The sequence below is a fragment of the Leminorella grimontii ATCC 33999 = DSM 5078 genome, assembly GCF_000439085.1.
Lineage (GTDB): Bacteria > Pseudomonadota > Gammaproteobacteria > Enterobacterales > Enterobacteriaceae > Leminorella > Leminorella grimontii.
On the sequence record NZ_AUUA01000011.1, the window covers coordinates 113120 to 140039 of the forward strand.

At 56.2% G+C, this 26920-nt stretch carries 20 protein-coding genes and 1 pseudogene; 7 read left to right on the plus strand and 14 right to left on the minus strand.

The annotated features are described in order from the left end of the window. Nucleotides 1-2 precede the first annotated feature (2 nt). Nucleotides 3-2432, minus strand: coding sequence for a DMSO/selenate family reductase complex A subunit (locus G544_RS0113145; protein WP_027275040.1), 2430 nt, complete (start codon nt 2430-2432; stop codon nt 3-5). 395 nt (nt 2433-2827) lie between these two features. Next, on the minus strand, nt 2828-6313 hold the full coding sequence (locus G544_RS0113150) for an autotransporter outer membrane beta-barrel domain-containing protein (RefSeq protein WP_134389176.1): 3486 nt from the start codon (nt 6311-6313) through the stop codon (nt 2828-2830). Between the two features lie 439 nt (nt 6314-6752). On the opposite strand from G544_RS0113150, the gene G544_RS0113155 reads away from it, so the two are divergent. Both G544_RS0113155 and G544_RS20550 read left to right on the plus strand, forming a co-directional pair. Continuing rightward, a complete protein-coding gene (locus G544_RS0113155; RefSeq protein ID WP_027275042.1) occupies nt 6753-7022 on the plus strand; it encodes a hypothetical protein in 270 nt (89 codons plus the stop codon). Between the two features lie 162 nt (nt 7023-7184). Next, the gene (locus G544_RS20550) at nt 7185-7598 is read left to right on the plus strand and encodes a DUF1622 domain-containing protein (protein WP_071783390.1); all 414 of its coding nucleotides are present in this window, start codon (nt 7185-7187) and stop codon (nt 7596-7598) included. A 59-nt stretch (nt 7599-7657) separates the two neighbouring features. Here the strand turns inward: G544_RS20550 and G544_RS0113165 are convergent, their stop codons facing one another. The 5 genes from G544_RS0113165 to G544_RS0113185 all read right to left on the minus strand — a co-directional run bounded on the left by G544_RS0113165 (nt 7658) and on the right by G544_RS0113185 (nt 14219). Next, nucleotides 7658-9079: a DUF3999 domain-containing protein gene (locus G544_RS0113165; RefSeq protein WP_161624120.1), complete on the minus strand. Its 1422-nt coding sequence runs from the start codon at nt 9077-9079 to the stop codon at nt 7658-7660. A 14-nt stretch (nt 9080-9093) separates the two neighbouring features. Continuing rightward, nucleotides 9094-11979, minus strand: coding sequence for a DUF2339 domain-containing protein (locus tag G544_RS0113170; RefSeq protein WP_027275044.1), 2886 nt, complete (start codon nt 11977-11979; stop codon nt 9094-9096). A gap of 141 nt (nt 11980-12120) precedes the next feature. After that, the gene (locus tag G544_RS21375) at nt 12121-12942 is read right to left on the minus strand and encodes a siderophore-interacting protein (protein WP_051155746.1); all 822 of its coding nucleotides are present in this window, start codon (nt 12940-12942) and stop codon (nt 12121-12123) included. Between the two features lie 115 nt (nt 12943-13057). Further along, nucleotides 13058-13942, minus strand: coding sequence for a DMT family transporter (locus G544_RS0113180; protein ID WP_027275045.1), 885 nt, complete (start codon nt 13940-13942; stop codon nt 13058-13060). Nucleotides 13943-13973: 31 nt separating this feature from the next. After that, nucleotides 13974-14219: a helix-hairpin-helix domain-containing protein gene (locus G544_RS0113185; protein ID WP_211218909.1), complete on the minus strand. Its 246-nt coding sequence runs from the start codon at nt 14217-14219 to the stop codon at nt 13974-13976. 256 nt (nt 14220-14475) lie between these two features. Here G544_RS0113185 and G544_RS0113190 point away from each other — a divergent pair, with 256 nt between their 5' ends. Continuing rightward, nucleotides 14476-15258: a triose-phosphate isomerase gene (locus tag G544_RS0113190; protein ID WP_027275047.1), complete on the plus strand. Its 783-nt coding sequence runs from the start codon at nt 14476-14478 to the stop codon at nt 15256-15258. A 316-nt stretch (nt 15259-15574) separates the two neighbouring features. On the opposite strand, the gene G544_RS0113195 is transcribed toward G544_RS0113190, so the two are convergent. The 7 genes from G544_RS0113195 to G544_RS20560 all read right to left on the minus strand — a co-directional run bounded on the left by G544_RS0113195 (nt 15575) and on the right by G544_RS20560 (nt 22872). Further along, on the minus strand, nt 15575-16417 hold the full coding sequence (locus tag G544_RS0113195) for a sugar phosphate isomerase/epimerase family protein (protein ID WP_027275048.1): 843 nt from the start codon (nt 16415-16417) through the stop codon (nt 15575-15577). Then, on the minus strand, nt 16414-17379 hold the full coding sequence (locus G544_RS0113200) for an amidohydrolase family protein (RefSeq protein ID WP_027275049.1): 966 nt from the start codon (nt 17377-17379) through the stop codon (nt 16414-16416). The genes G544_RS0113195 and G544_RS0113200 overlap by 4 nt, the downstream gene beginning before the upstream one ends. Before the next feature lie 24 nt (nt 17380-17403). After that, complete coding sequence (locus G544_RS0113205; protein ID WP_051155747.1) at nt 17404-18741, minus strand: MFS transporter; 1338 nt, start codon at nt 18739-18741, stop codon at nt 17404-17406. 155 nt (nt 18742-18896) lie between these two features. Beyond that, nucleotides 18897-19520 carry a dihydroxyacetone kinase subunit DhaL gene (dhaL, locus tag G544_RS0113210; RefSeq protein ID WP_245614596.1) on the minus strand — a complete coding sequence of 208 codons (624 nt, stop codon included), beginning with the start codon at nt 19518-19520 and terminating at the stop codon, nt 18897-18899. Nucleotide 19521: 1 nt separating this feature from the next. Beyond that, on the minus strand, nt 19522-20520 hold the full coding sequence (locus G544_RS0113215) for a dihydroxyacetone kinase subunit DhaK (protein WP_081650791.1): 999 nt from the start codon (nt 20518-20520) through the stop codon (nt 19522-19524). 30 nt (nt 20521-20550) lie between these two features. Next, complete coding sequence (locus tag G544_RS0113220) at nt 20551-21549, minus strand: 4-hydroxythreonine-4-phosphate dehydrogenase PdxA (protein ID WP_027275053.1); 999 nt, start codon at nt 21547-21549, stop codon at nt 20551-20553. A gap of 30 nt (nt 21550-21579) precedes the next feature. Continuing rightward, nucleotides 21580-22872 (minus strand): MFS transporter, encoded by a 1293-nt coding sequence (locus G544_RS20560; protein ID WP_051155748.1) that lies wholly within the window; start codon nt 22870-22872, stop codon nt 21580-21582. Nucleotides 22873-23374: 502 nt separating this feature from the next. Between G544_RS20560 and G544_RS0113235 the strand changes: the two genes are divergently transcribed. The 4 genes and pseudogenes from G544_RS0113235 to G544_RS0113250 all read left to right on the plus strand — a co-directional run. Beyond that, nucleotides 23375-24343, plus strand: coding sequence for a sugar-binding transcriptional regulator (locus tag G544_RS0113235; protein ID WP_027275054.1), 969 nt, complete (start codon nt 23375-23377; stop codon nt 24341-24343). Between the two features lie 418 nt (nt 24344-24761). Beyond that, on the plus strand, nt 24762-25220 hold the full coding sequence (gene rpiB, locus G544_RS0113240) for a ribose 5-phosphate isomerase B (RefSeq protein ID WP_027275055.1): 459 nt from the start codon (nt 24762-24764) through the stop codon (nt 25218-25220). Between the two features lie 154 nt (nt 25221-25374). Further along, on the plus strand, nt 25375-26325 hold the full coding sequence (gene tal / locus G544_RS0113245) for a transaldolase (protein ID WP_027275056.1): 951 nt from the start codon (nt 25375-25377) through the stop codon (nt 26323-26325). Nucleotides 26326-26468: 143 nt separating this feature from the next. After that, nucleotides 26469-26920 (plus strand): annotated as a pseudogene (locus G544_RS0113250) (transketolase); the annotation flags it as partial.

The following is a 26920-nucleotide window of genomic DNA, read 5'->3' on the forward strand; positions in this document are numbered from 1 at the left end:
CCTTACGCCAGCTTTACTTCAACCAGGTTGGTGTGCTGCGGGTTGCCCTTCGCCAAAGGCGACGGCCGCTGCGTAGTCAGGGTGTTAATACAGCCCCCGACGTCCAGCCCCTGCTCATTCACGTCGCGCCACGCTCCCTGAGGAACGGCGACGACGCCCGGTAAAACGCGCTGCGTGACTTTAGCCGCAATGCGGATGCGGCCGCGATCGTTGAAAATTTCCACCATGTCGCCGTGCTTCAGCCCGCGCGCTTCAGCGTCGATTGGGTTGATCCATGCCATGTGCGGCACCGCCTCGCGCAGCATCGCCACCGAGTAGTAGGTCGAGTGCGCGTGGCCCTTGTCATGGAAGCCGGTCATCTGCAGCGGATAGGTCTTCTGCTTCTCTTTATCGCTAACGCCCTCATAGGTTTCACAATACTCAGGCACCGCCGGGATGCGGTCGCCTTCCGGCAGCTCCCAGGTCGCAGCGATTTCAGCCAAGCGCTCGGAGTAGATTTCGATCTTGCCCGACGGCGTTTTCAACGGATTGGCCTGAGGATCGTCGCGGAAATCCTTCAGCGCGATGAACTTGCTGCTGTCCGCCAGCGCTCTGTCGATAACGCCCCTGTCGTTGGTTTCGGCAAAGGTCGGCAGCGACGGGTTCTTCTCGCGCATTTTGTTGTAGCAGTACTCAATCCACTGCTCGTGAGTGCGCCCTTCGGTAAACTTGTCGCGGATGCCCAGCTTCTCCGCCACTTCGGCCAACACGTCATAGGACTGACGGCACTCCCACAGCGGTTCGATGGTGTTTTGCATGCGGGTGAAGTAGTGGTATGCGCCGCTGGCATAGGAGTTGTCGATCAAATCGTTGGACTCGACGTAGGTGACGTCCGGCAGCAGCAGATCGGCGTACTTGGCGGTCGCCGTCATGTGGTTTTCCCACACCAGAATAAATTCACACAGGGATTCATCCTGCAGGATTTTGTGGGTCTTATTCAGGTCAGAGTGCTGGTTCATCGGCACGTTGCCCGCATAGTTCCACAGGAATTTGATGCCGACCTCGAGCCGATCTTTGCCCTTAACGTGGGCATTCTTGGCCGTCATCTCCGTTGGGCGAGCGATCGCATCGGTCCACATAAAGCAGGGGATCACGGTTTTCACCGGGTTGGGGATGCTAAAGCCCGGCACGCTGTACTTCACGTTGCCGCCCCAGCCGCCGGTGTTAGTTCCCGGACGACCGATCTGACCGGTCATAATCGGCACCATCATGACGGCGCGGGAAGCCTGTTCGCCGTTTGCCGTACGCTGTAAGCCCCAGCCCTGAGAAATCCAGGCCGCCTTGGCGGTGGCGATTTCCCGCGCCAGCTGCTTGATGCGAACCGCTGAAATGCCAGTGATGCCGCTTGCCCACTCGGGCGTCTTGGCTACGCCGTCCGGCCCGTTGCCCAGCAGGTAGTCTTTATAGGAGGCGTTCTTCGGCGCAGACGCCGGCAGCGTCGTTTCGTCCCAGCCGATGCAGTATTCCTTCAAAAATGCTTCGTCGGCCAGCCCTTCCTGAATCAGGGTATAGCCGATGCCAGCCACCAGCGCGCCGTCGGTACCGGGGCGGATGGGTATCCACTCGGCGTCAAGGGTGGTAACGCTGTCGGTTCTGCGCGGATCGATAATAATCACGCGGGCGTTGCTCTGCTTTAAGGCGTTCAGCGTTTCATAAAACTGGCCGCCGCCCGACATGCGGGTTTCCCCCAGGTTGTGGCCGAACATCACTACCAGATCGGAGTTTTTGATTTCCGACAGCAGGCTTTCGGGCGCGCCGCCGTAGACGTAGGGAAAGATGTGGTTAATCTGCGCCGTAGAGTAGGTGCCGTGCTGCTCCAGGAAGCCGCCGTACAGGTTCAGCAGGCGCTTACAGGCGTTACGTCCCTGCAGGTTGGCGCCGGTAGAGCCGGAGCCATATTGATAGTAGATAGCTTCGTTGCCGTATTTCTCAACGGTGTACTTTAATTTCTCGGCCAAAAGCGTGGTGGCTTCGTCCCAGCTGATGCGCTTGAACTTGCCTTCTCCGCGCTTGCCGGTACGCAGCATCGGATATTTGACGCGGTCGGGATTGTAGGTTTTCCAGCGGATGGAGCGCCCGCGCAGGCAGGGGCGAATGTGGTGTTCGCCGAACTTGGCGTCGTCGAACGTAGTTTCAGAGGCGACTTTGACAATCACACCGTCTTTAACGTGAACCTTCAGCGGACAGCGGCTGCCGCAGTTCACCAGACAGGCGCTGTATTTGATCTTTTCGTCGGACTGCGCCCCGGCAGCGTCCGGCGCAGGCTGTGCATTTACTGCAAACGGCAGCGTTATCGATCCTGCAACCGCCGCCGCACCGCTTGCTGCCGCAGAGGCTTTGAGAAAGCCGCGCCGCGTCACCTCACCGGGGTGAACATACTTGTTTTTGCTCATCGACATTACCCTCATGGTAATAACATTAAGAAATATAAAGACTTTTATTTTTTATATTAACCTTAATAATACCTTTGTAGTTTGAACTACCATACTGATCTACATCAACCAAAAGGGGTATATCGCTTGTAGTTTCTTAATCTGAACCGCTGTGCCGCATAATTTCCATCAATTCCCATTAATTATATGAAGTTACAAAAAACCACTCTTTCCAGAAAGCACTTTTTCAAGCGGAAAATAGGCGCAATAAGTTGCTCTTTTGCGTCTAATTGTCGTTTTTTCTTATCACGGCGGCATAATCGCCAATCATCATATTTATTCACTAAGAGAGAAAAAGGCCCCGACCGCTGTGATACAGGGGCCGAGGCCTTTTTAGCTACTGAATAAAAAAGCGACTAGAACTGAATTTTTATCCCCAGAGAGCCGCCATAGCCGTCAACGTCGGAAGAGGCATCTTTTTGATACTTCACGTCGCCGTATACGGAAACCCGGTCCGATAAATCTGCGCTGACGCCGGTACCGATGCGCCACCAGGTTTCGGTAAAGTCGGTTTTCATTTTGACGTCGGCGACGCGAACGTCTGGCGAATCGGTCAGGTTATGCACCACGTCCATCGTGACGTAGGGCTTAACGCCCTGCATTTCCTTAACGATACGAAGCCCGCCGCGCGCTCGCGCGCTGTTTTCGGCTACGCCGCTAACGCTGCTTACGTCATCGCTAAACCCGTCCAGATTTAAATACTGATACATCAACTGCGCCTGTGGCTCCACGCTCCAGCCGTTGCCGAGCGCAAACGCATGGCCTGCTTCAATAGAAGCCACCGCGCCGTAGCCGTTTTGTTTCGCATTACGATCGCTGCTGTAGTCGTTACGATAATAGGTGCCCTGCCCCGTCAGGTCGAGGTATGCCCCGTTTTCCATCGACATCGAGTAGTAAGCGCCAAGCCCGTATCCGTTGCTGTCTACCTTCCCGGTATGGGCCGACAGCTCTGAAGAGAGTCGGCGCACGCTGTCGCGCGCGTCGGTGCGCTGGTGGCCCAGCGTCATCATCACGCCGCCGACGGTTCGTACTCCAGAAGCGCTGACGCTCTCATAGACGTCGGCGCCAAGTTGAGCAAACCAGGTATCGGTTTTGTAGCCAAAGCGGCCTGACTCATTCTCAACGTGCTGGCCGCTGATGCGCCCCCAGGCGCCGTCTTTTCGCCGTACGACGCTGTCGCCGCGACGCTCGTGGAACGTGCCTACCGTATCAAACCCATACTGTTGGTTCAGATACGGCGCGACCGCGTAGCCTGCGACTTCCGGACGATACAAAATTTGCGGCTTTGGCTTAGGCTCCGTTACGTTCGGATCGGGATCCGGCGTCGGCGGCGTTACGTCGAGGTAAGAGCGCAGATACCAGTCGTTATCATCGACTGAGCCGCCCTGATACAAAAGGTACTGATAGGCGCCTGCGCTTACCGTGTTGCCGAGCGTGAAGCCGCCGGTCGAACCGCCGTCAATTTGCACCACCTGAATGCCGTCACCGGTCGTCAATGCGCCCAGCCCGCCGGCGTTGTTGATAACCAGCGTGTGGTTCCCGCTGGCGTCGCCGGTAATATGCACCCTGTCGCTTTGGCTATTTGCATCGCCGTCATTCAGTACGGCATTCAGCACAAAGGTAGCGCCGCTGCCCGCAAGCGCCCCCATAGTCAACGTTTTAAACGCGCCGGCAGCGGGCGCATCGAACGCAATCGTAGACGCGTTTGCCGTCAGGCTGCCGATGAGAGAATCTTCTTGCATCACCCAGCGGCTGTCGTTCATCGTCAGCGCAAAGTCGCTCTGCGTCGCGCCGTTCCAACGCGTGCCGTTACTCAGGGTGGCGTCAAGCTGGCTGCCGTCCGTCACGGAGATATTGCCGTTCAAAACGGAAGAATCGGCCAGCAGGCGAGCGTTGGACGCACCGTCAACGTTGAGAACAGAGCCCGTACCGACGCTGACTTCGCTGCCGATAAGCGCAATTTCGCCGTTTTGGGAGGCATAAATCGTTATTGCATCAAACTTGTCGCTCATGATGCGGCTGTTTTTCAGGCTAATACCGCCGCTGTCGCCGTTCTCCATCATTTGGACTACGCCCGACGCATACTCTCCCTTCGCGTGGATAAACACGCCGTCGCCCTCGACCCGATTATTATCACCGATGGTGGTTAATCCATGGGAGCCGCTCCCTTCGGTATCAATGGATACGGTCTCCAAATTCAGCACGGTTTCATTCAAGCCGCCGAGCGTTGACGAAAACGTACCGTAGCTGTCGTTGCCTTTCGTTACGATCGAACTTTGCTTAATGCTGATTCGAGGGCCGTCATAGTTTTCTGCCCCTGAGGTTCCATAGGACTGAAGCATCACGCCAGTGGCTGAATCTCCCTCCATGGTAATACGACTGCCGGTCAACAGAGCTGAGGAGCCATCTCTTACCAGCGCTCCGTAGCTCCCCTGGCCGGTCATATGGATAGTGGTATCGTTCGCCTCAACGACGCCATTGGGAGAAAAGACGGCGCTTGATATCGAAGTACCGACGTGAATACCATAAGCCGTCTTGCCCGTAGCGCTTATGGTTACTCCATCAAGCGTCACTTTGCTTGCCCCAGACGTCACCACGCCGTTAGCGGAATCGCCGTCCAGCTTTATCATCAGCCCGGAGGCGTCAATCTGCGCGCCATCCCCTTTTGCATGCAGTGCAACCAGGTTTCCTGACTGAGACGTTATCGAGCCACCGGCTATCGTTGCGGTTGCGTTCTCTTCTGCCCGCACGCCGTCGGCGAGCAAGGCATCCATGATGATATGGCTATCGGTCACTTTTACCGACGCACCGTTCCCTTTAACCAAGACGCCGCTGGTGCGATCGTTAACGGAAGACGCCGATGCGCCGCTGGTGATAGTAACGTTATTAAGCTCAACGTCAGTACTGCCGTTAACCAGCACGCCCTGTGCATCCTCTCCCGAGACGCCGATGTTCACGTTGGTTAGCGTGACCGACGCGCCTTGTTCTATCAACGCCCCGTGCGCACCTTTGCCGGTGGTCGTGATTTTTCCGCCGTTCATATCCATATGCCCTAAATAAGCATACAGGCCTGCGGCGGCGTCGCCTTGCGTCGAGATTTCCGTGTCAGTTACCGTCAGGCTATTGCCGAACATCGCCAAACCAAAAGCGGCGAGCCCCTGCGTTTTTATCGTGGAGTTTTTCACGCTTGCAGAGCTGCCGGCGGCAACGCTAATCGCCACGGAGTAGTCGCCCAACGTCTGTACGTCGGCGTTGCTGATATCCAGGCTGGACGCTGCGCCAAACACGCCTTCGCTCCACGCGCCTTCGGTCACTATTTTCGTGCCGCTGAGCGTCATGTCGCCGTTTTTTATAGCGACGCCGCCGCTGCCGGAAGCCGCGCCTCCCGTAGATACGATAACGCCGTCGGTTAACGTCACGCTGCCGCCGTCACCGAAAATACCGTAACCCTGCGCGGTAATGTCGGTATCGACGAAGTCCAGCGCGCCGCCGTTCTCAACGAATCCACCGTAGGTAGAGTCACCGGTAACCGTAATCGTGGCGCCGTTGGCGCTGACCTGCGCATGACTTCCTGATGCGACGACGGCGCCGCTATTAGAAAGTCCGCTTACGGTAACCGTATCGTCAGGCTGTAGAATTTTATGCTCGCCCGCGGAGGCTAAGAACGGGGAAGTGTAGTCCACCGCGTAAACGCCTGGCGCGGCGAAGCTAGAAACGATGGCCAAACCGGCAAGCGCCAGTCGACGACGAGGGGATGAGGATTTCTTTCTACCACGGCCGAACTCGGAGGTGACAGTCCAGCCAACGGCATGATTCCAAACAATATTATAGATACGATTCAAAGCGGCATTCCATACGGTTCAACAACACTTTGAATTATGGAATGACAAAATCCCCCTTTCCGTAGGAGTATATGAATCATCCATAATTCAATAAAAATATAATCAACACTAAGATATTAAACAACTCATTAAAATAAAACAAATACTCAAACACCCTGGTGATTAAAAATAGAACAAAAGCGTTATAACAATTAGAAATATAAATTAAATTCAATGAAATAAAATATATAAAACAAACAACATAAATATGTTAAATAAAAATATATAAAGAATAATAACGGTTGTTATAAATAACAATAATGTATTTAATCAGAAGAGCATAAATAAAAGGCTAGTCCGTAAAGCAATAAATTATGCCTGTCGTTCAACTCGTCGGTTGCCAGTAAGCGCCAAATAACCTAAAAATAAAGATATCCCCAAGCCTTTGCCGGAGGGCGCCATGTTTCAGTTTGAACAGCTCATAGACGGAATAAAGCGTAAAAAAGAGACCCTCTTTCTACAGTATGGCCGCCTTCCCAACGACAGGATGCTTATCGTAATGAGAAAGGACGATATGCACGAGCTGTTTAAGCTTCATTATCAGAACCGCCATTCTCCCCACCTGACTCTGTCGCCCGGCTATATGCTCAAGATTATGGATATCAAGGTCATCACGGCGCCGGAAGAGGTCATGAAAGACAGGCTGTTTATGTTAACCATTGTTATTTAAAGAAAAGAGAATCCCAAAAGAAACATTAGCAATGCGCTAAGGCTTTCCATACATACCCGTAAACAATAACAGGTATACGCCGACGTGCATTCGTGCGATGCTAGTCTATGCTCAAGGAGAGCGTGTTGAAACTTGATTTTTCATCAGAGAAAGGGAACCACAATGGGAAATATTCTACAGCTTCTTGCTGATATTATTAGTATTGTCAGCATTTTCATCATCGCCTATGGCGCAATTGTCTCCATCGTCGCTTTCATTCGCAATGAACTTAAGTCCCACAGCGGCGCGATTAACGATCTCAGACCGATTCGCGCAACGTTGGGTTCTTATCTGCTGCTCGGGTTGGAAATACTCATTGCCGCGCTGATTTTGAAGGCTATCCTTGAACCTTCCTACAGCGCACTTATCGTTTTGGGCTCTATCGTCGCCATTCGCCTGCTGCTCTCGTTTTTCCTCAATCGGGAAATTGCCGACTTAGTCGCACAGGCTCAGCCAGCCCCCGTAGTTGAAAAAGAGGCCGTTCAGGAAAAGCTGAACGTCGAAATCGGGCGCGAAGAAACCAAACACGCACACTGATGCTTTATCTTATAAATAGCAAAGGGCGGTAACACCGCCCTTTTTTCGTCCCAGCCGTGCTAATCTCGCCGCTTTCCCGTGGCCTCGCGAACAAGCTTCAGCGTAATCACTCCCAGACCGGCGACGCCGGCAATCAGCAGTCCCCACAGCAGCCAGGTTTGCCAGCGAGCAGACGCCTCGGCGGCAGACTCCGCCGTCAGTCGCGATTCGCCGCCCAGCGTCACGGTTGGTCCGACTTCGGCCGTGTACAGACTCTCGATTCCGCTTTTCGGCATGACCGTATAGGGGATCAGGGTTCCTATCTCCACTGATGCGGACGGCGCAATTTTAGCGCCCCAGGTCAAGAGATAGGGAGGATTGCCCTGGGCGTTAAAAATAACCTCAACGCGCTCGCGTTCGCCCTTCACTTCCGGAGGCGCTTCGCCCCAGCTTCCGCTGACGGCCTTAATGCGAACGCTCTGCACCATCATTTTATTGAGCGGCAGCGAATCGGAAATCCGATAGCCGTCAGCACTTTCAAGGCGATAAATCGCCGCATGCGCCAAAGGACGCCATTCCCCTTCTGCGGTAGAACGATACTCAATGCTGACCGGCAAAACGGTATTGTTTTGCGCGGGGACCACGGACAGTGTCGACAGCGGCTGCGGGTGCTTGAGCTGATACACCACTTCGTTTTTTGACGCCTTCTCAACGCCAAACGGCACGTCTAACGTCTGAGCGTCCGAGTGCTTAATGACCGAAACGGCCTGCGCTTTATTAAGGGTCGGCAGCGCGTTTTGACCTTCTGCGTTCACCACCACCAGCCAGTAGCGATCGTCTCGGCTGCTGTAGTTGTTATCAATATCGATATGGTTGAGGAGCAGGCGATCGTCGCCGGACAGCAAGTCCATCAGCGGCGCATCGGTCGCCCTAGGCCTCCAGTTTTTCAGATCCCGACTGCCATAAACGGAAACCTTGGCCTGCCAGTTAGCGGCAGACTTATTCCAGTCGAGCGTAATCTGCTCAAAGCCATCCCCCTCTCTCGGCGGCTGCGCGCCGTCGGCTTTCAGCAGATAGGTTACGCCCATTGCCCGCTGTTCTGCGCCGGGGCGGAGAGTAACTTCAATACCGTCGGCAGACTTCAGGACCACTTTACCCTCGCTGCCGTTTTCATTGGCCTTATTCGCTGTCGCCTGTAGAGGGAATACCTTCAGCGACAGCTCATAGCGTTCCGTCTTCTCCAAGGACAGCGGCTCCAGCGTAAACGTTACCGCCTGCCCGGTATGGTTAAACACCCGAACGTCGCGAAGATCGCTCCAGGCCGTTTCGGAATAAACCCTGTCCGGCAGCGACAGGCGATAAAACGGCGCCGACGCCGGGGTGGAAAGCTGTGCGCCCTGATAAAAATCCTGTGGCGTCAGCGCTGGCTCTTCGGCGCTTGCCGGCAGCGTCGCCAGCAGCCCGACGGCTGCGGCCCATAATCCATATTTAACTGCTTTCATTTTTAGCCACGCTTTCATGATGTCTGAGTCTGCTCCCGCTTCGCCGTTTGGCGAGGCGGCAACGGTGAAAAATAACCGACGACCAGCAGCAGCCCGGCGACACCCAGGAAGGCGATCGCCCGAGCCAGTCCGCCGCCCTGCGCGCTGTCCACCAGGAAGAGTTTAACAATAACAACGCCCAGCACGCCCGCGCCGGAGAACCACAGCGGGCGACTGGCGCTGCGTGCGGCGTAAACCATCCCTACCAACGCCACCAGCGTCCAGATGATGGCGAACGTCGCCTGAATCAGGCGGGAACCCCACAGCGTATCAGGCCACCAAGCAACCTGCGCATAGTAAGACAGCGCCCGCAGGAGCATGCCGTTAATCCACCAGACGGCTAAGCCTCCTGCGATCCACGATGCCGTTTGGCTTATTTGCTCCCTTTTCCCGCTCCAGCCGGCCAGAGGCGCAATCTCACTCATACGGGACGTCAAAGCCTTCATCCAGATATAGGCCGCAACGATCCCAAGCCACGCGGCCTCTTCCAGCGGGTTAAACAGCGGCAGATAGCGCCAGAACGGCAGTTGGCCGTCCATAAAGTTACCGCACGCCAACAGCACCAGCGTTCCCAGCGCCAGAGGAGAAACGCCGAGCCAATAAACTTCGCCGAAGGCTTTTATCGGCCACAGCCCGCGGCGAGAAAGCCACCACAGCGCCAGAGTCGGCAGAGAAAGCGCGATAACCCGCAGGCCAAAGCGCCATTCGTCCATCCCCCAGGCAAGCCCGTCAATTTGCCAGAACGCTTCACAGCCGACGAGCGCCAGCACCAGCCAGAACAGCGTCAAATGCCCCCCCTTTTCCAGCATGGAAGGGAGTAAAGTCGGAGCGTCGCGCTTGAGCAGCCAGCCCATGACGGCAATCGCCGCCGCCCAGCACAGGTTCCAGAATCCCGCGGCTAGCGGGTGGGGGTCATAGGACAGCTGCAATGCCAACGCAATCCCGGCTATCGGCCACAGCAGCCAGGCGGCCTGACGCAGCTCCGGCCAGTCAAACCTGCGCCCGGCCCAGCGCCAGACCAGTACCGACAGGCTAAAGCCCAGCAGATAAGCCAGTGGGCGCATGGAGATAAACAGGTAGTCGTAGGCGTAATCGTAGCCATAAACATAAATCGACAGCTCGAAGAGCCACCAGCACCAAACAAGAATGCCGACGGCCAGCATAGAAAGGCTAATCGGTTTCCACGGCATCGTCTCAGGCCGGTAGCGTCGCCAAAGCCCCGCGGATACCAGCAGGCTTAAGGACACAATAGCCAGCCCCAGCAGCAGAGAAATGCCGCCAAAAGGAGCGTCCATATAGGCGGTACACTGGGATATCAAACCCAACGCCACAAGCCCGGTGCCGCTGAACGTCAGCCCTCTCTGCCTTTGCAGCAGGCCGCACCATAGGATGGCAACCCCTTCCAACGACCAGGCCAGCGCCGTCCACTGCGCTGACAGCGCCAAGGGGATAGCCAGCGTGACGAAGCCGCCGCCCAGCGCCAGATAGCCGATAGCAATGCGCTTTCCCTCTTCGGGGAAGCGCTTGAGCGTCCACCACGCGACGACGAGATAAAGCAGCCCGAAGCCAAGCGCTGAAAACGCCGCGCCAAACGCCCAGTGTTCGGTCATCGCATACTGCATCGCGAACCCTACCAGCGGCGGGCCGAAGACCAGCGGCGCATCGACGGCCATATGCTGCTTGAGGCGATGCTTCATCGCAAACAGTTCGGCCAGCAGGCTGAACAGGACAAGGTTCGCTATCAGAAATAGCTGACAGGAGACGTAGTACTCGGGACGATAGTATTCTGCGCCCCACAGGCCCGCGACGCCGAAGGTAAAGGCGAATCCGACCAGGTTGAGCGCTCGCCACGACTGCCAGAGGCTGATAGCCAGAATGCCGCAGGAAATCAGCAGATAGTAAGAGAACAGCGCCACGTGGCTGCCGCCGCCGGTAGACAGCAGCACCGGCGCCAGATAGCCGCCGATGCTGGCAAGCATCGCCAAACTTAGCGCCCGCTGCAGCACGGCCAACGCTACGCTGGCGGCGCAGATGACCAGCATCAGCCCAAAGGCGAAGGTGTGAGGGACGAGAGCGTATAGCCGGAAGGCGGCAAAGGTGGTGATATAAAGCGCCCCGATGGCGCCCCCCTGCAAAATCAGCGCATAAAGCGCCTGCTTGTGGCGCAGGCGCCAGCCTAGCCCAAGCAGCACTACGCTCACCAGCGCCGCGCTGGCTAAGCGAAGCTCAATGGGGAACATGTCCCGCTCGATGGTATATTTCAGCAAATAGGCGATGCCGAAAAACAGCAGCAAAATGCCCAGCTTCGCTACCGGGTTCTCTTTAAACAGCCAGTGAATAGCGGAGCTAAAGGGATCGGGAGCCTGAGGCTTAACGTCGCCAGATGCGCGTGCTGACGCGGGCTTTAGCGAGCCAGATTCTGAATGAACATCAACTTTTGGTACAGGTTTAACGACCGGCTCAGCCTTCGCCATCGGCTTTGCCAAGGTTTCCGTCGATGTCGAAGCCTTGGTCGGTACGCTCTCAACGACGTCCTGCTTTGCGACGCGGGCGGCAATGGGCTCCAAGACGGAAACGAGTACAGGCGGCGCTTCGGTTTCAACTGTTTCAATAACCGGCGCTGGAGATGGAGAAGCGGTGCTTTCACTCGCCTGCTCAACCGCCCGCGGTGCGGCTTTAGGCGTAGCGGCATCGCCTGCCGTAAGCGACGCCAGCGTTTTATTTAGCGCGTCTACCTGTTTCTTCAGTCGGCTAACCTCATCCAGCGCTTGACGGCCCCGACTTAAGGCAATAAGCGCCATGATTGGCGCGCCTAGAATCGCCAATACGATGAGTAAACCAAGAAGAACTAATCCATCCATAGGGCGTTATCCTGAATCTAAGAGAAATTCAGTGTTACAGGAAACCCCCATCGCGTCTACCGGCGTTTGAGCATATTTGCTTATGCGCCCACCTCTAGAATTGTAAGTATTTATAAAATGGCACAGTTAACGTAAAGCGGCCTAATCTTCGCCCGTATGGCTAAATCCACCCTCGGGTACGCCTTCCCGCCAGTAGTTCACCAGATAAATTTGGTCGCGGGCCAGCTCGCCTTTATCAATCAGGCTACGGCGAAGCGCCTTTGCCAAAGAGCACTCCATACCGCCCCAAACCAAGGGCTCAGCGCCCGCAGGAAACGCCGTCGACGCGGCGGCGTCAATGAGCGCGCTTTCATCCCCGTCGCGTCGAATAAGCCAAACCACCTCTATGCCCTTGGGAGAATTCAGCGCCATAATTTCGCTTTCATCCGCCACCTCAATCACCGCCTTGCCCTTGGCATCTCTCGGCAGCACCTCTTCCAGCGAATAGGCTACCGCGGGCAGCGCAGAGCGGTCCGCAACGAAGAGCGTCCACTGGCCACGATAGGCTATACGGCCGCCCGGCCCCCAAATGCCGATTTTATCTCCGGCTTTGGCGCACCTTGCCCAGTCTGAGGCGACGCCGCCTTCGTGGCTGACCAAATCGATAGTCAGCCGCTGATTTTCTTTATCGTAATGACGCAGGCTATAGGTACGAACCGTAGGGCGCTCTCCTTCTGGCCAAATGAGCCGCCCGAGCTTGGGGTCAAACTCAGGCCAAAGCAGACAGGCAGCGTCTTTGGGTGGAATAATCAGCTTGAGGTGGGGGCCGATAATCGAACGGTCTACGGTCAGCGTCTCTAGCTCAGCGCCGCCGAGAATAACCCGACGGAAACCGTCGTTAAGCGCATAGGCGTCAATAACGCACAGCTCGCGCTGGCCTTCCGCGCGCTTGGGCGGGCATGAGTTGATTGGGCGGGATGACATGGCGTGGCGTCTCTCTGTTCATAAATCGTCAGCGAAACGCCATGATAATTAATAATCATTATCATTTGCAAACGAGAAAATGGAAAAGGCCGCACAGCGCAGCCGAGCACCGTTGCTAAGAAGCGGTTTTTGTCCCTTTTCCTACCGGCAGGCTGACGATAACCAGCGCCAAAATAACGCAGAGGATGCCCGCCGCTTCAAACTGGTTTGGGCGCTCGCCCAAAAGCCCCCAGGACAGCAGCGCGCCACAAATTGGCACCGCCAGCGATCCCATACCCGCAACCGACGCGGGGAGGTTTTTTAAAATAAACATCCACAGCGCCCAGGCAACGGCCGTTCCCAGCACGGCGTTATACAGCAGGCCGCCCCACAGGTAGGGGTGCCACTCGATCGGCCTGCTGTGCGTCGCCAGGGCGATGGCGGTAAGCACCAAGGAGCCCCACACCATCTGCCAGGTCGTCAGCGACAGCAGGTCGGTCTGATAGCGCAGGTACAGGCGCTTGGCGTAGATAACGCTCGCGCCCCACAGCAGGCCGGAGCACAAGGCTAATAAAGAGCCGACGATGCCGCTGTTCATCCTCCAGGGCTGGAGTATCAGCACCATGCCGCAAACCGCAATGCCGGTCGCCAGATACTGCAGCTTTCTCAATCGCTCTTTTAAGAACAGCGCCGCCAGCAGGATCACCCAAAAGGGCATGGTATAGGTCAAAATGGCCACCTTCCCCGCGCCGCCGCTCACCAGCGCCCACTGCGAAAAGCCCACCATACCGGCCGTTTGCAGCAGGCCGAGGATAAACGTCGGCAGCAGCGGCGGCGGCTTCATGCCGCGGTTACGAACCTTAAGCACCAGCAAAAGCAAGGCGGCGCCGAGCGTGCAGCGCATGGCCGCGAAGTCAAACGCGCCGGCGTACGGCAGCACGGACTTCATGACTATCCATCCGTAGCTCCAAATACAGGTCAGGCAGACCAGAGCGATAAGCGCGGGAAAGTTAAGCTTCAAGGGAAGACATCCATTTAAAAAGGAAGACGAACTAGCGCGAAGCTTCTCCCTCGCGCCTGGCCAGCTCTATAACGCCCTCAACGGCGGCCCGCGCCTGCGGGCTGTTGTGCCAGCAGGTTGAGCCCATCATTTGGGCAATCTGTTTAGTCACCTGCTCCGTTTCGGCCGCGGCCAACTGCGGCAGAGAAGAAAAACCGATTTGTTCCAGGCGCGAAATCACCGTAGGGCCAACGCCCTTTACCGCCAGCATGAGAGACTTCTCTTGTTCGGAAAACATCGCGCCCTCCATATAAGGCCACGGTCATAGAAGATAGGCTTGAAGCCAGAAAGCTTAAGCCATCTGGGCGATAAAGCAAGGGGTTGCCCCGGTAATAACGCTTAACGTCCGTGACGATAGCGCCGATGCCTTTCTGCCATTTTCGTGAGTTACATCAAAAGTTTTCCTTAACTGACAATTGTTCAATATTATATCATATGAACAATATTACTCACGCGGGCGCAGACCGGCCTATACTCACTTCCAGAGGAAAGTAATGAAAAAGACGCTTATCGGCACCAGTTGGAAAATGAACAAAACGCTGGCTGAGGCGATGGCATTCTGCCAAACGCTGGAGACCTTTATCCCCACGCTGTCAGAGCGTATTCAGCCCTTTATTATTCCTCCGTTCACCTGCGTACGCGACGTGTCGACCTATATGGCGACCAACAGCGTCCGCTGCCTGACCGGCGTACAGAACATGCACTACGAAGACCGCGGCGCGTTTACCGGAGAGATATCTCCGCTGATGGTCAAGGATACCGGCGCGCTGCTGGTCGAAATGGGCCACTCGGAGCGCAGGGAGTTCTTCGGCGAAACCGATCTGACGGTGCAAAAGAAGGCGAGCGCAGCGCTCCGACACGGGCTTCGCCCGCTTATCTGCATCGGCGACAGCGCACAGGACGTCGCCTGGGGCGCGTCGGCGGAGACGGTCGTCAAGCAGATGAAGGCCGCGCTGTTTGGCGTCACGCCGATGCAGGCGGAGCAGGTTATTATTGCCTATGAGCCCATTTGGGCCATCGGCGAAGGCGGCACGCCGGCGACGCCCGAGCAGGCTCAGGCGGTGCACCGTCGCCTGAGGGTTGCGCTGGTTGAAATCTACGGCGCGGAAACCGCCGAGCGCATTCCTCTGCTGTACGGCGGCAGCGTCAATCCGGAAAATGCCGTCCCCCTACTGGCCTGTCAGGACATTGACGGCCTGTTTATCGGCCGTTCCGCATGGCAGGCCGAAGGCTTCTGCAACATTCTGCGCCTGGCGGAGGGGTATTTGACGGCTTGAGGCTGCGGCTAAAAGAGAGAAGCGCGCCGGAAGTTCGGCGCGCTTAAACTATAGACAAACACCTTTAATCAGCTTCCGTGTATATTCCGTCCGAAAATACAACTTGCTTATATCACCATCGTGCTCGGCCGGAAGGTCGCCTGTATTAGCTTTGAGTGTGCAGCGGGCATAGCCTTCCTAGGGGCCGTTATGAAGCCCTTTGGGCTTCACCCTAAAGGGCCAGCGCAAGCGCTGTTTGACTCTGTAAGTCGTAAAACATCAGCCGTTAGTGTTGCTCATCAGCCTAACCGCAGAGAGGTTACACGCCAATGACATCCTATCTTAACAGTCTCTGAATCCCCGCCAACGACCGCGTCAACACTGCCCGGCTATCCTCCAGCGGCGCGAGCTCTTCGCTGCGGATCGGCCAGCTGTCCGGCTGGCGGTGCATGCGAAGCGGGATCTCCAAACTACAGGGAATGCCGCGATCGGCCAGCGCAGGGAGGATGGCGCCATAGTCAATCACACCGTCGCCGATCGCCGGGAACCAGAACTCGCCGTTTCGCATCTCAACGTCTTTGATGTGGAAGTGCTCCGCATAGGGCAGCATCGCCAGCGTCTGTTCCACCGGGTCGAGCTCCGGCGCCAGCGACAGCATGTTGCCGGGGTCGATGTTCAGCGCAACGGCCGGATGGCCAATCTCTTCCAGCAGGCGAATGCCGTCCTCAGCGCTGGTGAACGCGTCGTAGTTGGGGTCTCCGCCGTTTTCCAGACAGATAACGCAGCCGCTGTCCGCCGCTTCCGGCGCAATCTGCCTCAGGTTCTTAATCATCTGCTCGCGCTCAGGCAGCTGCGTGGTACAGGCGTTCAGACAGCGAACTCCCAGCATGTGGGCGAAGCGGATGCGCAGGCGAAACTTTTCCACCGTATCCGCGCCGGCCAGATTCATGGTGCAGCCCAGCGCTACCGTCGACAGCCCGTTCTCCTGCATCAGCTCCTTAACCCGGTTCGCGCTGGCGGTAGAAAACAGCGTAGGGTTCAGGTTGCCGACGTAACCTTCGTTATAGGCCAGCTCCAGATAGCGATAGCCGGTCTGTGCAATAACCGCAAAAGCGTGCGCCAGATCGTGACCGTCAAACATGGCGGTGTTCACCGCCAGTTGGGTAAGCGTCTTACTCATAAAGATTCCTTACTGTTTGTCTCACCGTTCGTGCGGCTGCCCGAACAACTGCCCGTACGATAATAACGGCGCGCGTTGTCGCAAAACAGCTTTTGCTGTTCGTCGTAGGGCCGTTTCGCCACCGCCTCTTTAAAGCCGGAGAAGATGGTGTCAAAGCTGCCGCACAGGCTGTCTACCGGGAAGTTGCTGGCAAACATCGCCCGATCGGCGCCGAAAATAGCCACCGCTTCGTTAATAATCCAGCGGTTGTCCTCAATATTCCAAGGTATACCTTTAAGGCCAATGCCTGAAATCTTCACCACCGCATTCGGCACTTCTGCAAAATCCGCCATCGCCTTATGCCAGCCGGCCAATCCTTCCGGCGAACGATCTGACGGCAGCCCGGTGTGATTGAGAATAATCAGCGTATTGGGGAAATCACGCGCCAGGCGCTTGGCTTCATGCAGGTTCCACCACGGGGTTTGCAGGTCAAAGTGCAGGCCGTTTTTTTCAAGCTCCGCGTACCCTCTCCGCCAGCGCTCGTCGCTCATCAGCGTCCGCTGCCCGGCAGCCGCCTCCTCCGGGGTCGCCGCGCCGCCGGGCTTGTGGCGCACGCTGCGCACCAGCCGATAGCCTGCCTGCGCCTTCAGCAAGGCGGGCGCGTCGTCGGCGTCCAGCCAGGCCTGCGCCACCACCGCGTTGGGAACGCCGAAGCGCTCCGCGACCGTATGAATATAGGCCGTTTCGCCCATTGGGTCTTTCGGGTCCCACTCTGCGTCGATGTAGACCGTCTCCACTACGTTATGCTTTTCGGCATCCTTGAAGTAGTCCGGCGGTAAATACTCGCGCTTGATGGACGCGTAGTCGCCGTAGCGGAAGGGAATCATCACGTCGTCCGCCAGCCAGGGATGAGGGTTAATCGCCGGCTGCCAGAAGTGATGGTGAGCGTCCACTATCGGGCCGTTGTAATATTCTGTGCTCATTACCGTTCTCCTTTCACTTCACGATTACGCGCTTTTAATCGTTTTCGCGCCAATCAGGCAGGTGCCCAAGACGTACACGCCGGCACAGCAGGCGAAGAAGACCAGCACGCCGTTAAACCCGCCGGTCGCTTCGACAATAACGCCCACTAAAATCGGCACCGCGATGCCGCCAACGCTGCCCGCCATGTTCATCGTTCCACCCAGAACGCCAACGCGGCTTTTCGGCGCTAGCAAGGCCGGGAAGCTCCAGTAAATGCTGCCCCACATCAGGAAAAACGCCGCAACGGAGAGCATGACCACCGCCACCGTCGGGCTTCCCAGATAGGGCAGCGACGCAAACGCCATAAGCATGATAACGCCGGAGAACGCCAGCAGGCCCTTCAGCGCCGCCATGTGCTTCATGCCGCGCTTAACCAGCATGTCAAACAGGAAACCGCCGCACAGCGATCCAACCACGCCGCACATGAAAATGATGAACGTCGCGTTACCGATGCTGTGCAAATTAAATCCTCTTGCCTGCGCCAGGTAGCTCGGCCCCCAGGTCAGCAGGCCAAAGAAGGTCATTGCCCAGGCTGCGCGTCCAACCAGAATGGCAATCAGAGAACGCCAGGGTACGCCAAGCCCGGAAACCGGCGCTTCGTCCTCTTTGGCGCTGCTGTTCTTCACGACCTGATTTTGCGTAATCAGGCCTAGCTCCGCCTGATTCACCGCCGGGTGCTCCGCCGGGTTATCGCGCAGGTAATACCAAGCGAGCCAGCCCAGTAAGATGGTCGCTACGCCCGCAATGGCGAACACCAAACGCCACGACCCCAGAGAAGCTATCATGTAGGCGATGATAATCCCGCCCAGCGCCGCGCCCAGCGGCCCGCCGCAGTCCATCAGCACCGCGCCGCGGCCCCGCTCTTCGGAAGAAAGCCACAGGGAGTTCATTTTACCGCCGGCAGGAAACAGCGGAGCTTCCGCCGCGCCCAGAGCCATGCGGGTGAACAGCAGCGAAATGCCGCCGGTAGAGAACGCGGCCAGCGTCTGGAATACGCCCCAGAAAACGGTGGAGCCGGTGATGATTCTGCGCGGCCCAAATTTATCAATAAGCCAACCGCCGGGGATCTGCAGCAGCGCATAGGCCCAGAAGAAGCTGCTGAGAATCAGCCCCTGCATGGTCGGCGACAGGTTGAACTCCTTGGCGATGGTCGGCATACCGATAGAAAGCGAGATTCGGTCAATAAGGTTAATCACCACCAAGATAAAAATAATGCCGAATATGGTCCAGCGCACGCGCGTGGGCCTTGCGTTTGTAGAACTCTGGGATGCAGGCGTTCCCTGGGCCGTCGGCTGCCCAGTAGGCGTTGATTGAGTTGTCATGTCGTCCCCTATCATCGTGAATACGAAACGTGCCGTATTTCACGGATATCAATTATTAATATTGTTGTTGATAAGAGCCCTCGGACCAGCGTCATCGGGCTCTTCGGGTTACTTCGATATAATAGGATTAATTAAACGGCGCTTTAGGTTTACGCCTAAACGCCTTCCGCCATATAGGTCAGGATAAGCGACATGGATACCGCGCCCGGATCGACGTGCCCCAGTGAACGCTCACCCAGCGTTTTCGCCCGGCCAAACACCGCGACCTGATCCTTGGTTGAATCCGCTCCCTGTCTGGCCGCTTCCGCGATCTGCGGCAGCGCTTCGTTCAGCGGCATATCGCCCAGCGCGTTGGCCTTTTCCACCGCCGCCGTCAGCGCGTCAACCATGGTTTTATCGCCTTTTTTAGCGCCGCCGCGCTGGAAGACCGCATTCAGTCCTTCGGTCAAAAAGCGCGCCAACACCGGCGTAGTGAGCGCAGGCTCACCGGCTACGGCCTTGCCGCCGGCGCGGAACATGGTGCCAAAGATAGCGCCGGACGCCCCGCCCATGCTGGACATCAGGCGCGTGCCGATTTGCAGCAGCAGCGCGCCGACGTCGTCAGGATTGCAGCTGTCGCCGTCAAGCAGCGTCACGACGGCGGCAAAGCCACGCTTCATACCCAAGCCGTGATCGCCGTCGCCAATCACCTGATCCAAACGAGTCAGCTCCGGCTCGGATGCGACCATCTTTTCCGCCGTCGCGCGCATCAGATTGCGGGTCGTAGTTAAGTCCATCATGTTATTTTCTCCAGGCAAAGCTGTGGCAAGGTGCGTCGTAAAGCGCTTGAAGTTCGTCATCAAGCTTGAACAGCGTAATTGAATAGCCGGACATTTCCTGAGACGTGCAGTAGCTACCGATCAGCGTATCGTGAATAATGATGCCCTTTTCGGTCAGCATCTCATTGGCCTTGCGGTTGGCAATCAGCAGCTCGGTCACCGTAGAACCGCCCAGATTGTTTATCAGCAACGCTACGCGGTCGCCGGCCACGAACGGCAGGTCGGCGCAGAGGCGCTCGATGATTTCAGCCACAATCTCGTCAGCCCGCGCCATCTTCTGGCGGCGTACGCCCTGTTCGCCGTGGATGCCCATGCCGAGCTCCAGTTCGTCGTCAGCCAGCTCAAAGTTGAAGCCGTCGTTCAGCGGCAGCGAACAGGCCGACAGCGCAACGCCCATCGAGCGCGTGTTGTCGTTGGCCTTGACCGCCAGGCGATGAACCTCATCCAGGCTCTTCATCTGTTCGGCGGCCGCGCCGGCAATCTTCAGCACCATCATGTCGCCCGCCACGCCGCGGCGATCGCCCATCTTGGCGATAGCGATGTCGTCGTTGACGCGGATTGTCCGCGATGGGATCCCCTCTTCTTCCAACAGCTCGGCTGCGATGTCAAAGTTCATGTTGTCGCCGGCATAGTTGCCGTAGACGAACAGCACGCCCTTGCCCCGCTCGGCAGCCTGAACGCCCGCCATGATGATATCGGGCGAAGGCGAGGTGAAGATCTCGCCCAGCGCAGAGGCATCGGCGAGCCCTTGCCCTACGTAGCCGGCAAACATGGGTTCATGGCCGCTGCCGCCGCCGATAAGAACGACGACCTTTCCGTCGGGGATCTCATCGCGAACGACGGCGCTGAAACCGTCAACCCGCTTCATTGTGCCGTGGCAGGCGGCAATCAGGCCGTCCAACTGCTCTTCCGGCACGTCGCGGGGATCGTTCAAGAGTTTTTTGGGTTTTCTTATACTCATGGAAATAGTCGTCCTCTACGTTTGCCCCACTTAGCGGGCGTTCTTTGCCATATTGATAGTGATGTTCAGCGCATTTTCATACGCCAACGGCGACGCCACGTTCTGGCCATAAATGTTATAGGCCGTACCGTGGTTCGCGGTTGCAATAGGGATAGGAATACCGCCCTGTACCGTTACGCCGCGCTCAAAGCCCAGCATCTTCAGGGCTGAGGCGAACTGGTCGTGGTACATCGAGACGACGCCGTCAAGCTTCATGTCCTGAACCGCCTTAAGCGTCGTATCCGCAGGGAACGGCCCGTAGACGTCGATACCCTTCTCGCGCGCCTTTTCCATCGCAGGCTTGATGATTTTGATCTCTTCGTCGCCGAACAGGCCGCCTTCTCCGCCGTGCGGGTTCAGCGCCTGCACCGCAATCTTCGGCTTGGCCACGCCGGCCTGAAGCAGCGTGCGCTGCAAAAGCTCGATACAGTCAAGCACGCTGTCGACGCTCAGGTTGGCGACGATGTCCTTAAACGGAATGTGGGACGTGACGCGGCTGGCCCAGATGCCGTCCACCACGTTCAGCTCGCAGGCGAAGTCCCTAAAGTCGGTCAGTTCGGCAAACCAGTGCAGCTCGTCGCGATACTTCAGGCCGCCTTTGTGCATAGCCTGCTTGTTCAGCGGCGCAAAGCAGATCCCGCTGGTATAGCCGGCCTGGGTCATGTCCACTGCCTTTTTCAGCGTCTCAAGCATGTAAACGCCGCTCTGTTCGGTCGCTACGCCGTATTCAAACGGCGCCGGATGGCTGTTTTTATGATGGAACAGCACCGGCACGCCCGGCTTGAAGGTGACCTTGGCGATGTCGTCAGCTTCTTCATACGGGAAGCGCAGGCCGGCGATCGCCATGCCTTTTTCTAGCTCATCCCGATCGGCAATAATCGCGATATTGGCCTTGTTACGGTTCTCTTCTTTGGATAACACTTTCGCGACCAGCTCAGGGCCTACGCCCGCCGGATCGCCGAGAACTAATGCAATGGATGGAATCGTCATAATCACTACCTACCTTTTGTTAAAATCGAATCAGACTGTTTTTCTGGCGCCTACATAGGCCTGTCCAGAACCCGGCACCTGCAACGGTTTGTCCGGACGCATGAAGAAAGTCAGGAATATGCCTACAACAAGCAGCACGACGGAACCATAGAAAGGCAGGCTCCAGTTGCCGGTTTTGTCGATAATGATGCCGAAAACGATGGGCGAAATAATGCCCGCGACGGCGGAACCGGCGTTCATCAGGCCGCTGGCGATCCCCACGTATTTCGGCGTAATGTCCATCGGCACGGCCCAGATAGGCCCAATGGTCAGCTCAAGGCAGAAGAACGCCACGCTCAGGCATATCGTCATAATGAGCAGAGAATGAGTGTTAATAACCGGGATCAGCAGAAGCAGTACGGTGATAAAGCTGAAAATAATGATGTTGCGGCGCGCAGTGACCAAGTTGCCGGTCATCTTCAGCACTTTGTCGCTGATTACGCCGCCGACCGTATTACCCACCACGCCGGACAGGAACACGCCGGCGGTAAACAGCGCCGATGACTTCAGGTCCATGTCGCGACCGTGCATAAAGAAGGTGGGCAGCCAGGTGAAAAACAGCCAGCTGGTCCAGCCGTAGCAGAAATAGACGCCCATCGTCGGCCCCATCCGCTTTAACAGAGGCCCCCACGGTGTAGGTTCGGCTTTGACCTTCAGATCCTTCTTCTCATAAACCGGTACGCCTTCAAGCTCTTCTTCGGTCATACCGCTGTGATCGCGCGGGTCGTCCTTAAACGATACGATCCAGGATATCAGCCAGACGAACGTGACAACGCCAAGGCCGATAAACGCGCCGCGCCAGGACCAAAAAGCCACTAATACAACGATGATGGGCGGCGTAATCGCATTGCCCAAACGAGAAAATGAGTGCGTAATGCCCTGCACGAAGCCACGCTGCTGCGGCTTGAACCAGTAGGTGATCGCCCGCGCCTGAGAAGGCAGCGCCGCGCCTTCGCCAACGCCTAACAACAACCGAGCAAGGAACAAAGAGACGAAACCGCCGACGAAGCCGGTCAACACGGTAGCAATAACCCAGATAACGCCGCAGAAAATGATCATGCGGCGTGCTCCCAGACGGTCAACGAACCAGCCGCCGATGATTTGAAAAACGGCATAGGTATAGGCAAACGCAGAGAAAATAACGCCGAGCTCTGTGTTGCTAAGGCCCAGTTCATCTTTAATCAGACCCGCGGTGGCGGCCAAGTTTACGCGGTCTACGTACATGAGGAATGACATTGCGCAAAACAGCGCAAGTATCTTGGTTCTGGCTTTTATTTGTAACATTTTCGTCCCCTGCACCAGCGCTGGTTTGCCGGCAAGAATGTCAATTGGTTACGCATATCCGCAGCAGTCAAATATTCCCTTTTAAACGTTAATGCTCCAATTTCATCAAGCGCTACAGGCTTTGACGATTAACGCGCCGTCGAGAAATGCTTTTGTTTTATCGTTCTGTTTCAACCGTGTATTATTGTTAGCCGCCAATAATACAAAAGAACAAATGACAAACTTTTGTTCAGCTATATCAGCAAAAAACCAGAAATAAAAAAAGACAGGGGATCGCATTAATCGCGCTTTTACCTCTAATTATTCTATTTTCGTGAACTGAATCGCTTCGGCTTTCTATATAAAAAGAACACAAATAGAACAAATGAAAATTCACACTTCACCCTGCATAACAAATGTTCTAATATGAACGGGATAGGTTCATCCGTTTAATAGCGTTTAGGAATAAAGAATAATAACAACGCTTTTTAACATCCGTTTTTGAACTAAAAGGCATAACTCAATGGAAAAACAACGAGTTCCACAAGACAACGAACTGCTGACTGAGATCGCCGTAGCCTACTATCAGGATGAGATGACGCAGGAAGAAATTGCGCAAAAATTCGGTATATCAAGAATTAAAGTTGGGCGCCTGCTTAAGCGCGCCAAAAATGAAGGCATCGTCGAGATCACCGTTCGCTATCACCCGGTGTACAGCACGCGCCTGGAACAACAGCTGATTGAACATTTTGGCCTCAAGCGCGCGCTTATTGCGCTGGACTACCAGGATGAAGACGAACAGCGCCGTCAGGTCGCTTCGCTGGTTTCAAACTATCTGGCCACCAACCTGAAAGACAACACCGTGCTGGCCGTAGGCCAAGGGCGAAACATCGCCGCCGTGGCGGATCACGTCAGCATCGTACCGGAAAGAAACTGTAAGTTTATCTGCGGCATTGGCGGCACCCACCGCCCGGGCGATGCCATTAACGCTGACCACGTCAGCCGCCGCATGGCGAAAAAGTTCGGCGGCACCAGCGAAACCCTGTACGCGCCGGCCTACGTAGAGAACCGTGCGCTGAAAGAAGCCTTCATGCAAAACGGCACCATCAAGGAAACGCTGGACCGCGCCCGTAAGGCGGACATCGCGCTGGTGGGCATCGGCGACATGAATGAAAACAGCTACATGGTTAAGCTCGGCTGGTTTACGCCGCAGGAAATCGTCGACGCCAGCCTCCATCAGGGCGTAACCGGAGAAATTGGCGGATACGACTTCTTTAACGCTCAGGGGCAGCCGGCCAATACGGTGATGAACAACCGGGTTATCGGCCTGAGCACTGAAGAGCTTCGCCAAATCCCCTGCGTTATCGCCATTGCGTCTGAGAGCACCAAGGCGCTGGCAATCCTCGGCGCGCTGCGCACGGGCGCAATCGACATTATCGCCACCAGCGCAGCCAACGCGCGCACCATTCTGAACATGCTGCAGCAGCCTTAACGCGTTATCTACTTAGATCGATTGATGACGTCCGTCGTTTCCACCTCAGGGGCCTTTATGGCCCCTTTCGTTTACCCGAAAGCATCGATTGTTCACACCAGTCTCATTTATTCATTTTCACCTTAAAAATCTCTTACTTCCCTAAAAAATCGCCCTATCGCCTTCGTTTAACTTCGTTATGCGCGCCTCATTTTGGATAAAAAACGCCCCAAACCGAACAAAAGTTTATTGACTTAACATATGAAAAAAACGAACATGCAACAAAAGAACGATGAATGAACTTTTGAAACCACGCTAATCCGGGCCGCCGGAAACATACACCAGACGCTTTCTTCCGACCTTAGCCAGTCGGTGGGAGCGCCAAAGCGGCACAGGGGCGACACAGAATTACAGTTAAATTTTGTCAATGAGGTGATATATGCTTCCTATAGCCATCGGCTGTGACGATGCGGCAATTGAGATGAAAAACCACATCGCCGCGTTTCTTAAACAGAAGGGAATCGAAGTCGTCGACTACAGCTGCGATAAGCACAGCGAACCGACAATGTATCCGGACATTGCCGTCGAAGTAGCGCGGGCGATTAAGGCGGGCAAACACGAGCGCGGCATCCTTATTTGCGGAACCGGCATCGGCATGAGTATTTCCGCCAACAAAGTACCCGGCATTCGCGCGGCGCAGTGCCACGATACCTATTCAGCTGAACGCGCGCGAAAGAGCAACAACGCACAGATTATCTCTCTTGGCGCTCGCGTTATTGGCGTTGAACTGGCTAAAACCATCGTTAGCGCATGGCTGGAATCTGAGTTCGACGGCGGCAACTCTGCGCCTAAGGTAGAAAGAATCGGCTACTACGAACAACATCTACAGCAAAAATAACGCCATATACCCCGGTTCCTCTGTCTCCGGGGGAGCCGGTTAAGGGGCCCGCTCACGCGGGCCCGTTTGGGGATACCCGCTCATCGTCAGAATGGGGCTTGCCAGGTTTTAGTCTGAACGAGGAGGGGATGAATAGAACGATAAAGGACCCCTTATGAACCAGCTTGAAGCACTAAAACAGTTAACTACCGTGGTGGCCGACAGCGGCGACCTTGAGTCTATCCGCCACTTTTCACCTCAGGATGCGACCACCAATCCTTCGCTTATTTTAAAAGCGGCGGAGCTGCCCCAATACCAGTACCTGATTGACGCCGCTATTCGAGACGCCAAGGCTCAGGGCGGAGATAAAGAAACGCAGCTGATTAACGCCAGCGACCGCCTGGCGGTCTATATCGGCGCAGAGATCGTCAAAACTATCCCTGGGCGCATCTCAACCGAAGTTGACGCCAGGCTCTCCTTCGATCGCGGCATGTGCGTCGCCAAAGCGCGTAAGCTCATCTCGCTTTATGAAAAGGCGGGCATCGACAAATCCCGCATTCTCATTAAGCTTGCCGCCACCTGGGCGGGCATTCGCGCCGCAGAGGAGCTGGAGAAAGAAGGCATCAACTGCAACCTGACGCTGCTGTTCTCCTTCGCGCAGGCCCGCGCCTGTGCGGAAGCCGGCGTGTTTTTGATTTCACCTTTCGTCGGCCGCATCTACGACTGGTACCAAAGCCGTCAGCCGTCTGCGGAATATCAGGCCGACAGCGATCCGGGCGTGGTGTCCGTTCGCAATATCTACAATTACTATAAGCAGCATCGCTACGCGACCGTCATTATGGGCGCCAGCTTCCGCCGCACCGAACAGATCCTTGCTTTGGCAGGGTGCGATCGCTTGACCATTTCGCCCGCGCTGTTAAAGCAGCTGCAGGAGTCTGACGCACCGGTCGAGCGTAAGCTTTCCCCGACGAACGACGTACAAAACCGCCCTAACCCGATGACCGAAGCTGAGTTCAACTGGCAGCACAATCAGGACGCAATGGCGGTAGAAAAACTTGCTGAAGGCATCCGCCTGTTCGCCGCCGATCAGGAAAAGCTGGAAAAAATGCTGCTTGCTCGTCTGTAATCAGTCAATATACATTCAGGCTATGCCCAAAGACGGGGGCGGGCAGATTCATTGCTCGTCCTCGTTTTGTTAATTCAGACGCCAGAATTTGAATACCAAAATTAAATGCCGAACTTAAATGCCGAACTTAAATGGAGAATATGATGCCTTCTCAAAAAGAACTCGCTAATGCTATCCGCGCCCTGAGTATGGACGCCGTGCAGAAAGCCAAATCAGGCCACCCGGGGGCGCCCATGGGGATGGCCGATATCGCCGAAGTCCTCTGGCGCGGATTCCTCCGCCACAGTCCAACCAACCCCAACTGGGTGAACCGCGACCGCTTCGTGCTCTCCAACGGCCACGGCTCCATGCTGATTTACAGCCTGCTGCACCTCTCCGGCTATGACCTCTCTATCGAAGACCTCAAGCAGTTCCGCCAACTTCACTCCCGCACCCCGGGCCACCCGGAGTACGGCTATGCGCCGGGCGTAGAGACCACCACCGGCCCGCTGGGCCAGGGTATCTGTAACGCCGTCGGGATGGCGATTGCCGAGAAGACGCTGGCGGCGCAGTTCAACCGCCCCGGCCACGACGTGGTTGACCATTACACCTATAC

Bases quoted from the DNA above. Each gene is read 5' to 3' on its own strand.
- G544_RS0113145 (WP_027275040.1), bottom strand. From the start codon at position 2,432: ATGAGCAAAAACAAGTATGTTCACCCCGGTGAGGTGACGCGGCGCGGC.
- G544_RS0113155 (WP_027275042.1), top strand. From the start codon at position 6,753: ATGTTTCAGTTTGAACAGCTCATAGACGGAATAAAGCGTAAAAAAGAG.
- G544_RS20550 (WP_071783390.1), top strand. From the start codon at position 7,185: ATGGGAAATATTCTACAGCTTCTTGCTGATATTATTAGTATTGTCAGC.
- G544_RS0113165 (WP_161624120.1), bottom strand. From the start codon at position 9,079: ATGAAAGCAGTTAAATATGGATTATGGGCCGCAGCCGTCGGGCTGCTG.
- G544_RS0113170 (WP_027275044.1), bottom strand. From the start codon at position 11,979: ATGGATGGATTAGTTCTTCTTGGTTTACTCATCGTATTGGCGATTCTA.
- G544_RS21375 (WP_051155746.1), bottom strand. From the start codon at position 12,942: ATGTCATCCCGCCCAATCAACTCATGCCCGCCCAAGCGCGCGGAAGGC.
- G544_RS0113185 (WP_211218909.1), bottom strand. From the start codon at position 14,219: ATGTTTTCCGAACAAGAGAAGTCTCTCATGCTGGCGGTAAAGGGCGTT.
- G544_RS0113190 (WP_027275047.1), top strand. From the start codon at position 14,476: ATGAAAAAGACGCTTATCGGCACCAGTTGGAAAATGAACAAAACGCTG.
- G544_RS0113195 (WP_027275048.1), bottom strand. From the start codon at position 16,417: ATGAGTAAGACGCTTACCCAACTGGCGGTGAACACCGCCATGTTTGAC.
- G544_RS0113200 (WP_027275049.1), bottom strand. From the start codon at position 17,379: ATGAGCACAGAATATTACAACGGCCCGATAGTGGACGCTCACCATCAC.
- G544_RS0113205 (WP_051155747.1), bottom strand. From the start codon at position 18,741: ATGACAACTCAATCAACGCCTACTGGGCAGCCGACGGCCCAGGGAACG.
- dhaL (WP_245614596.1), bottom strand. From the start codon at position 19,520: ATGATGGACTTAACTACGACCCGCAATCTGATGCGCGCGACGGCGGAA.
- G544_RS0113215 (WP_081650791.1), bottom strand. From the start codon at position 20,520: ATGAGTATAAGAAAACCCAAAAAACTCTTGAACGATCCCCGCGACGTG.
- G544_RS0113220 (WP_027275053.1), bottom strand. From the start codon at position 21,549: ATGACGATTCCATCCATTGCATTAGTTCTCGGCGATCCGGCGGGCGTA.
- G544_RS20560 (WP_051155748.1), bottom strand. From the start codon at position 22,872: ATGTTACAAATAAAAGCCAGAACCAAGATACTTGCGCTGTTTTGCGCA.
- G544_RS0113235 (WP_027275054.1), top strand. From the start codon at position 23,375: ATGGAAAAACAACGAGTTCCACAAGACAACGAACTGCTGACTGAGATC.
- rpiB (WP_027275055.1), top strand. From the start codon at position 24,762: ATGCTTCCTATAGCCATCGGCTGTGACGATGCGGCAATTGAGATGAAA.
- tal (WP_027275056.1), top strand. From the start codon at position 25,375: ATGAACCAGCTTGAAGCACTAAAACAGTTAACTACCGTGGTGGCCGAC.